The organism is Eubacterium sp. AF16-48 (genome assembly GCF_003479405.1).
GTDB lineage: Bacteria > Bacillota > Clostridia > Lachnospirales > Lachnospiraceae > Eubacterium_G > Eubacterium_G segne.
In genome coordinates, this window is sequence record NZ_QUHB01000031.1 from 1 (window position 1) to 740 (window position 740).

2 protein-coding genes are annotated in these 740 nt (G+C 33.4%); both read left to right on the top strand.

Annotated elements, in window-relative coordinates; translation table 11 throughout:
• Positions 1-261: hypothetical protein (locus DWW68_RS13300; RefSeq protein WP_347497922.1), on the top strand; the 261-nt coding region annotated here is incomplete at its 5' end.
• Positions 258-740 (top strand): hypothetical protein (locus tag DWW68_RS13305; protein ID WP_147365715.1); only part of this gene is annotated, 483 nt, incomplete at its 3' end. The genes DWW68_RS13300 and DWW68_RS13305, both read left to right, overlap by 4 nt.

The following is a 740-nucleotide window of genomic DNA, read 5'->3' on the forward strand; positions in this document are numbered from 1 at the left end:
TTTAAGACTATACCGGATGATTTGAAAAAGATCAATTTGGACAATACATATGGAAAAGAATTTGGAGGTCTGAATGAAGATATAAATCCATGTACAAGAAATGGATTTACAGGCGCAAAAAATGGAAAGGTAATACCGGAGTGGAACTTAAAAGAGGGCATAGGATATGATAAAGCATTGATAACCAAGATTGAAAATGGAAAGATAGTGAAACAGTATAAATATATTAAAAATGAAAAGATATGGAGGAAAATAAAATGAGGTTAAAATGGGATAGATATACGGTTTACAAAGGAAAAGAAACAATGTTGTATAGAGATGATAGAAGCAATCAATTAGTAATTCCAATCAATAATGAAGATATGATGGATGATAAGTGTATACAGGATGAATGGGGACATTATATCCGTCCGGTAACACCAGATGAAATAGGAGACATTTATAGCGTCAGACCATATGCAATATATAAGGGACATAAGGTGGAATTAAGAGGAAGCCGTATAGACGAAAAAATGGCAATAGCACCGACAAGCATGGATAACACAGACTATGATGAAACAATGAAAGCATTAGGCATTCAACATGTATATGATGGAGATGATACGATATTTGTACCATCAAAAGACTTGGATTTTTATGAAAGAGTGAAGTACTGTGACAGATATGAATATTTTAAGGGTATATTTGAACCGTATAAGGTTGAGGATTACCATGTAATCATTAAGGACGGTGAACTGCAC